General features: G+C 31.2%; 7 protein-coding genes and 4 pseudogenes. All 11 read right to left on the bottom strand.

Annotated elements, in window-relative coordinates:
• Window positions 1-133 precede the first annotated feature (133 nt).
• Window positions 134-2,215 (bottom strand): annotated as a pseudogene (locus PNO30_RS06530) (heavy metal translocating P-type ATPase).
• 145 nt (window positions 2,216-2,360) lie between these two features.
• Complete coding sequence (locus PNO30_RS06525; RefSeq protein WP_271987597.1) at window positions 2,361-2,729, bottom strand: ArsR/SmtB family transcription factor; 369 nt, start codon at window positions 2,727-2,729, stop codon at window positions 2,361-2,363.
• Window positions 2,730-2,901: 172 nt separating this feature from the next.
• A pseudogene (locus PNO30_RS06520) lies at window positions 2,902-3,009 on the bottom strand (DUF1413 domain-containing protein); the annotation flags it as partial.
• 153 nt (window positions 3,010-3,162) lie between these two features.
• Window positions 3,163-3,249, bottom strand: a pseudogene (locus tag PNO30_RS06515) (DNA recombinase); the annotation flags it as partial.
• 7 nt (window positions 3,250-3,256) lie between these two features.
• The gene (locus tag PNO30_RS06510; RefSeq protein ID WP_271987595.1) at window positions 3,257-3,691 is read right to left on the bottom strand and encodes a DNA cytosine methyltransferase; all 435 of its coding nucleotides are present in this window, start codon (window positions 3,689-3,691) and stop codon (window positions 3,257-3,259) included.
• Window positions 3,672-4,133 (bottom strand): DNA-methyltransferase, encoded by a 462-nt coding sequence (locus PNO30_RS06505; RefSeq protein WP_271987594.1) that lies wholly within the window; start codon window positions 4,131-4,133, stop codon window positions 3,672-3,674. Before PNO30_RS06505 ends, PNO30_RS06510 begins: the two co-directional genes overlap by 20 nt.
• An 8-nt stretch (window positions 4,134-4,141) precedes the next feature.
• Window positions 4,142-4,360: a restriction endonuclease gene (locus tag PNO30_RS06500; protein WP_271987593.1), complete on the bottom strand. Its 219-nt coding sequence runs from the start codon at window positions 4,358-4,360 to the stop codon at window positions 4,142-4,144.
• A 28-nt stretch (window positions 4,361-4,388) separates the two neighbouring features.
• The gene (locus PNO30_RS06495; RefSeq protein WP_271987592.1) at window positions 4,389-4,595 is read right to left on the bottom strand and encodes a helix-turn-helix domain-containing protein; all 207 of its coding nucleotides are present in this window, start codon (window positions 4,593-4,595) and stop codon (window positions 4,389-4,391) included.
• Between the two features lie 178 nt (window positions 4,596-4,773).
• A pseudogene (locus tag PNO30_RS06490) lies at window positions 4,774-4,866 on the bottom strand (DNA-binding protein); the annotation flags it as partial.
• 488 nt (window positions 4,867-5,354) lie between these two features.
• Window positions 5,355-6,137: a 23S rRNA (uracil(1939)-C(5))-methyltransferase RlmD gene (gene rlmD, locus PNO30_RS06485; protein WP_271987591.1), complete on the bottom strand. Its 783-nt coding sequence runs from the start codon at window positions 6,135-6,137 to the stop codon at window positions 5,355-5,357.
• 83 nt (window positions 6,138-6,220) lie between these two features.
• Entirely contained in the window at window positions 6,221-7,042 is an 822-nt protein-coding gene (locus tag PNO30_RS06480) for an alpha/beta fold hydrolase (RefSeq protein WP_271987590.1), read from the bottom strand.
• Between the last annotated feature and the right edge of the window lie 306 nt (window positions 7,043-7,348).

Raw genomic sequence — 7,348 nt, 5'->3', positions numbered from 1 at the left:
AAGTCACTAAAAGTAATAAAATTTACTGACTTTAAAGTTTAAAATACTAAACAAAAATAACTGAATATTTTGTCCAACTTTTTGGGTGCAGTACCTTATCGGTATCATTCAAGGGGTGAATAGGAAAAATAGTTTATAGATTCTTTACATTCAAAGCTCTAAAAGCATTTAATACTGCGATGATAGTTACACCTACATCTGCAAATATAGCTGCCCACATAGTAGTTATTCCAAAAGCACTCAAAATAAGAACAATTATTTTTATTCCAATTGCAAATACTATGTTTTGATGTGCAATTTTTAGTGTCTTTTTAGAAATCTTCATTGTAGTAGCAATTTTCGATGGTTCATCAGTCATAATTACAACATCAGCAGCTTCAATGGCCGCATCAGAACCTAAACCACCCATTGCTATTCCAATGTCTGCACGAGCTAATACAGGTGCATCATTGATTCCGTCACCAACAAAGGCAAGTTTACCTTTTTTAGATTTTTGCGAAAATAATTCTTCTAGTTTTTCAACTTTGTCTGCTGGCAACAGTTCTGCATAAACCTTATCAAGACCAAGCTCTTTAGCAACTTTTGAACCAATACTTTTATTATCACCTGTCAACATAACTGTTTGTTTAATATTAGCTGCCTTAAGTTCCTTGATTGCTTGTGCTGAATCTTCCTTTACCTCATCGGCAATTACAATGTAACCTATATATTTGTTATTAACAGCAACATGTACAATAGTACCGATCAGCTCTCCCTTGAAATAAGGGATATCCATCATTTTCATAAGTTTGATATTTCCTGCCATAACCTTTTTGCCATCTACTGTTGCAATAACACCATGACCTGATATCTCTTCTACATCTGAAATACGTCCATTGTCTATTTCTTTGCTATATGCACGTTTCAGTGAAAGTGAAATCGGATGATTGGAATAGCTTTCCGCATGTGCAGTTAATTCTAGTAGCTCTTCTTTGGAAACTCCTTCTGGATGAATTTCCTGTACATTAAATACACCTTTCGTTAGTGTTCCAGTTTTATCAAAAACAACAATTTCAGTTTCTGCTAATGCCTCTAAATAATTACTACCCTTGACTAAAACACCTTTTTTTGAGGCTCCACCTATTCCACCGAAGAAACTCAAAGGAATTGAAATAACTAAAGCACACGGACAGGATACCACAAGGAATGCTAGTGCTCTATATATCCAATCACTAAAAGTCGCCCCGTCTATAACAAGAGGTGGTATAATAGCTAGAAAAACTGCAATTATAACCACAACCGGTGTATAATATCTCGCAAACTTCGTAATAAATTGTTCTGAATTGGATTTTTTACTACTTGCATTTTCAACTAAATCAAGAATTTTACTTACAGTAGATTCTCCAAATTCCTTGGTAACCTCTGCTGTAATAACCCCATTAATATTGATGCACCCACTTAGGATATCACTTCCAACTTCTACTTCACGAGGAACAGATTCGCCTGTTAGTGCCGATGTATCAATCATTGAACTTCCCTCAATTACCTTGCCATCAAGAGGAATTTTTTCTCCTGCTTTAATTACAATAATATCTCCAATTTGTACTTCATCTGGGTCAACTTTGACAAGTTCATCACCTTTTTTAACATTTGCATAATCTGGTCGAATATCCATAAGGCTTGCAATTGACTTTCTCGACTTGCCAACTGCATAGCTTTGAAACAGTTCTCCAACTTGATAAAACAGCATAACTGCAACACCTTCAGGATACTCACCAATAAAAAATGCACCAATTGTTGCAATACTCATTAAAAAATTTTCATCGAAAACTTGACCTTTAAAAATATTTTTTACAGCTCTTTTTACAACATCTCCACCTACAATAATGTAACTTATTATAAAGAGAGCAATCTGTAACCATTCGTTATTTAAACTAAGCAATACTGCTGTAGCTAACACGGCTGCACCAATAATTATTCGCCATAGTCGTTTTGTCATACTAAATAGCCTCCTTTAAGCCTTTTTCATAGTTGTATCGGGTTCGATTTTTTTAACTATTTTTTCGGCCTCTGCTATTATTGTTGGCATTTTTTCATCCTCACCATCAATAACGAGTTTTGTGGTCATAAAGTTAACAGTAGCTTCTTTCACTCCATCAAGCTCATTAATAGCCTTTTCCATTTTTGCCGCGCAATTTGCACAATCTAAACCTTCAAGTATAAATTTCTTTTTCATTATTAAATCCTCCTAAATATTATTTGTAATTTTATTTTGAATACTACAAGCCTTTTTCAAATTTTCTTGAAGCATTGCTCATTTGAAATGAAGACTTAAATATATGCCTAAATATCTTCAAAAAATATTCTATTCTACCGCATTACTACTTCTCGTTGATATGAATTAGACCTTGGTCAAATATTTCTCTTACATGATCATCAACTAATGAATAATATACTACTTTGCCTTCTTTTCTGTTTTTCACTAAATTAGCTTGTTTTAAGACTCTCAGCTGATGGGAAATTGCTGATTGTGTCATGTTAAGTAATACAGCGATATCACAAACACACATTTCAGCTTCATGTAAAGCCCATAATATCCTGATTCGTGTTGAATCTTCAAATACTTTAAATAATTCTGCTAGATCATAAAGGCTTTCTTCTTGAGGCATTTTATCTCTAACTTGATTTACAATATCCTCATGAATTACATTGCAGTCACATCTTTCAATTGAATTAAATTTTTTAGTCATATTATTACCTCTTTTTAAATTATTTCATCTAATTACTTGAATAATCATTCATACGTTGTATATTTATTATATTATTATTTTTCTCTTGTGTCAATAGTTATATGAGCATTTATTCAAGTGTTTTTTATATTATTTAAAACATCTCAAAAACATCTACTAAGACATTAGTACAGTCCTTTCTCGGTATCCTGTTCCATACATATCCTTTAAACAATTCCTTAAAAATAAAGACTTCTCCTTCGTACAAGTTTTCGGTTTCTTTAATAGCTTCATCTAACAGCTTATTACATCACTCATGTGGTCAACTCCTTATCAATAACCTTATAAACAACATTTTTGATAATATCACATGTATAAATCATGTAAAAGTCAATGCAAAAACCGCCAATCAAGAGAACCTAACTCTTAATTGACGGTTTATATTAGTATTAAATCATACTTCCATTTCAATTCCAGATTTAAAGCATATTACAAAGTGGTCATCATAAACACTAACATTCTGGATAATCTTCCTTACTAGGGTATCATCATAATGTGTAACCATTACTGGAATATAAGCTATAAATTTCGTCTTTAAAATGTCCGTTATTTACAGTTAATATGTTGGGTACATTTTCTAGCACAAAATACTTCGGTCTAACAACACTAACTACCTCAAAAAAATATTTAAATAAATAATTATGTGGATCATCCATTATTTTTCTTTTCCCTTTTTGAGAAAATCCTTGACAAGGTGGTCCACCAACAATTACGTCTATATTTTTATACTCATTAAAAACATCATCAATATCTAATTTTGAAATATCTTCATTAATCATTTTCACTTTAGGATGATTTTTTTTATAAGAATTAGCTATAGAATAGTCAACTTCATTTGCTAAAACAATTTCAAATCCTGAGTCGAAAAATCCTTTAGATAGTCCACCAACTCCAGAAAACAAATCAATAACTTGTCTTTTCATCTTCTACCCTCATATTCGCTAATTTAGCATATTTTTCTTCTAATTCAACACCGATAAAATTTCTATTTAATCTATAGCTTGCAATTGCAGAAGAACCGCTTCCTAGAAATGGATCTACTACTAAATCGCCCTCATTTGAAAGCAATCTTATAAAATGTTCGAATAATATAATTGGCTTTTGTGTTGGACGTTTACCTAATTTCTTTTCCCTAGAAGTCGTGACAGATGTTTCAATATAGTCTAGAACCAATTTACCTTTATTATTGAATGTTCTTGTTTTTGTTTTATAAGTAAAATATATCCAGCAGTCATTTGAATTAACAAAATGTAAATTCATATTTCTAGGCATTGGATTTGTTTTGTGCCAAATTCCAGTGGTTTTATAATAAAAACCAAATTTATTTGCTATTTCAACAAGAGTTTCAACCCTTAATATTGACATAAAAACTATCATGGAAGCACCATTCTTAAGTATCCTACTTGATTCTTTAAAAACAATCTCATATGGTCTTTCCAATCATTAAAATCTAAATCATCCCAACCAGCAGCACCAAAAAAATTAGAACGCATTTTTTGTAGATTTGTATCTCTCCCATTCATGAAATTCGCAATATTATATGGAGGATCTGTAATAATTAAATCAACCGTAGATGAGTCTAACTTCCTCAATTCTTCTATGCATTCTCCATTTATTATTTCAATCATTTTTAATACACTCCATAATTTCTGATATGTCGCAATCCAATGCATCACAAATTCTGAACAAAATATCGGTAGTTACATTCTCACCATTCTTTAATTTATAAAATGTACTCCTACTTACATTTGCTTTTTCCATAAGCTCATTATGTTGCATATCTAAATCAATAAGTTTTTTAAATAACCTTTTATAACTTAATTCCATATAACCTCCAAGATTATTTTTTCGATAGCTAATCTCGTACATATATACATTAAAAAAATACTTATGTTTGTTATTACATACAAATTTATTATAACATTAACTATAGGTTATTTTTAATCAATTGATACATCACTTTAAAAAAGCAAAAAAATAAAGGCAGTCCGGAGACTACCGATATTTATCTCTCTGCACCTTTGCTATGGTCTTTCTTATTAGACTTAGTTTTGTCATCTATCTTAAAGCTTTTTATTTGACCTAATATAGAATTTTTTCCTCATCATCATACCCTCCAACTTTTGAGTATAAAAATAGACAATAGAGTTTTTAATTTCTATCGTCTAAGATTATCTAATATTTATTTTTCTTTAAATTGATTTTATTGTATAGTTTAATAATTCTATTAATTCAATTATAAAAATTAAACTGGGATTCATAACAAATCCCAGTTTAATAATTAGCGTGTTCTTTTAATATAATTTTGTTTTAATTTCCCCCCTCTGCCCGTTCGTTTCTCTTATCTTTAAATAACTAATATATTTCATCTTAATAATATATTATAACACTTAGAGATATATACCTGCTATTTTACCAATCATTCAACTTACACTTCTAAAAATATGTTAACTTACTCTTAAACTTGCAATAAAAGAAGCTAACGCCCAAAATAAGCAGAACACCATAATGATATGCAACAACGCCGTTCCAATACCAAGTAGGAATGTAATAAATGCAGAAAGTCATAGCTGTCATTCTTTTCTATTAAATCATTTTGAAGTGTCTCAAAGCATCCATGATGGCTTCTTCTTTTTCAGGTGTACACTGTGGAATAATTTGTTTCTCCTTTTTTGACTTGTTGTAATGTTCTCGTAATTCTATTCCACATTTCCTTTTTATCTGTGCAATATATAATGTTGAAACTTTTAATTGAAATTTATTCCAAACATATTCTTTGATTTGAGCATATGTTGCTTTACTCTCCGCACTTGTCAAATCCATCTCATCCAACTCAATTTCAACACTTATGTGCTTATCAACATCAAGTTTGGACAAAAGTGCTACCGTCTCTACATGATACGTTCCAGGGAACATATCTACAGGTTGCACTGCACCTAGTTTATAACCTAGCCCTCTCATAATTTCCATATCACGTGCTAGAGTTGCTGGATTACAGCTCACATAAACTATCTTTTCTATTCCCATTGAAGCTAAGTCTCTTAAGAAACTTTCTTCGCATCCTTTACGTGGTGGATCGACTATTACTGTATCGATTTGAACATCTTTTGAAATTAGATCCTTAATGACATCTTCGCTTTTACCTAGTAAAAATTCTGCATTAGTTATATTATTATTTTTAGCATTTTCTCGAGCATCTAAAACAGCCGCTTCTACTATTTCAATACCATATACTTTCTTAACTTTCTTCGCTGCGAATAGACTTATTGTTCCAATACCACAGTAAGCATCAATTATCGTATCAGATTCTTTCAATTCTGCAAGTTCCAACGCTTTACTGTATAATACTTCTGTTTGAACTGGATTCACTTGATAGATGGAAACATATCTATAAACCGTTTAACAATAGAATAATGTTATCGTTAAACGGTATTACCTCGACAACCTAGTATTTATATGTCGCACTTTTTCACAAATTCATGAATCAATTTATTTACAACCTGTGGTCTATCAGTGTTCGAATTATGACCAGCATTATCAATCCACTCAACAGGCTTCCCAGATTTTTTCTCATATAATTTTAAATATCGGATACAGGAACCTGCTCGATCTTCTTTACCGCATATCACCATATGTGGACATTTTATTTCATAAGTCAGATTTTTTTCTACTGCTTTTGCCAAGATTTTATATCCATGCCCTACTAGATGAGAATATCTTTTTTGGTTCCCATCATAAACCATCATCATATCCAACATTAATTTTCTTCCATATTCAGTTGTTGATACGCCTTTCGGCCCCAGTTTCAAAAGTGTTTTCCATGGATAAATTCTATATATTACTTCTACTTTTTTTAATAACCATAATTCTATTACGGTATAATACCGCCTTTGAAGAGGAGCTGAATCAATAGTAACAATACCATTTAGTTTTTCAGAAAATAGCTCTGCATAAATCTGGCCTAGATAACCTCCCATTGATTGTCCAATTAAGATTGGTTGATCAATTCCTTCTTTTATTAATATTTCATACAACCATTTTGCTTCATCAAACAAATCAAAATCAAGGTTAAAAGGATATGATGAAGCATGTCCAGGTGCATCCCAAACCAATACTCTGAACTTATCCTTAAAATATTCTATCTGTTTATCAAACAATCTATGATCAGCAGTAAGTCCTGGCAAAAATATAAGAGCGATTCTTGATTTTTTATTAATTTCATTTATCCAATAATGAATCACTCCTGATGAAGTTTCTAGTGTTTTTTCCAGCATTATTATCCCCCCACAACACTAATTTGTCATTGTTTAAAATAAATCCCATTATATAATTTCATAAACTCTTTGCAAACTTTGCTACAAGTTCATGATTAAGTGCAGTAGCTAAGATCTCTTCACTATCATTAGCTGTTGATGTCCAATTATGTGATACGTGCATTATATAGTCTATATCTATGATACAAAACTTATCATAGACACGGTTATATCCTCTACTTCTCCATCTCGTAATAACAACAATATCTAATTCAACAACTCAACTCTCACACTTTTTAGCCTTTTTTCCTTTGAATAAGTTATCGA

The organism is Gemella haemolysans, from assembly GCF_028308085.1.
GTDB lineage: Bacteria > Bacillota > Bacilli > Staphylococcales > Gemellaceae > Gemella > Gemella haemolysans_D.
This window is presented reverse-complemented; position numbering and strand designations above follow the sequence as displayed.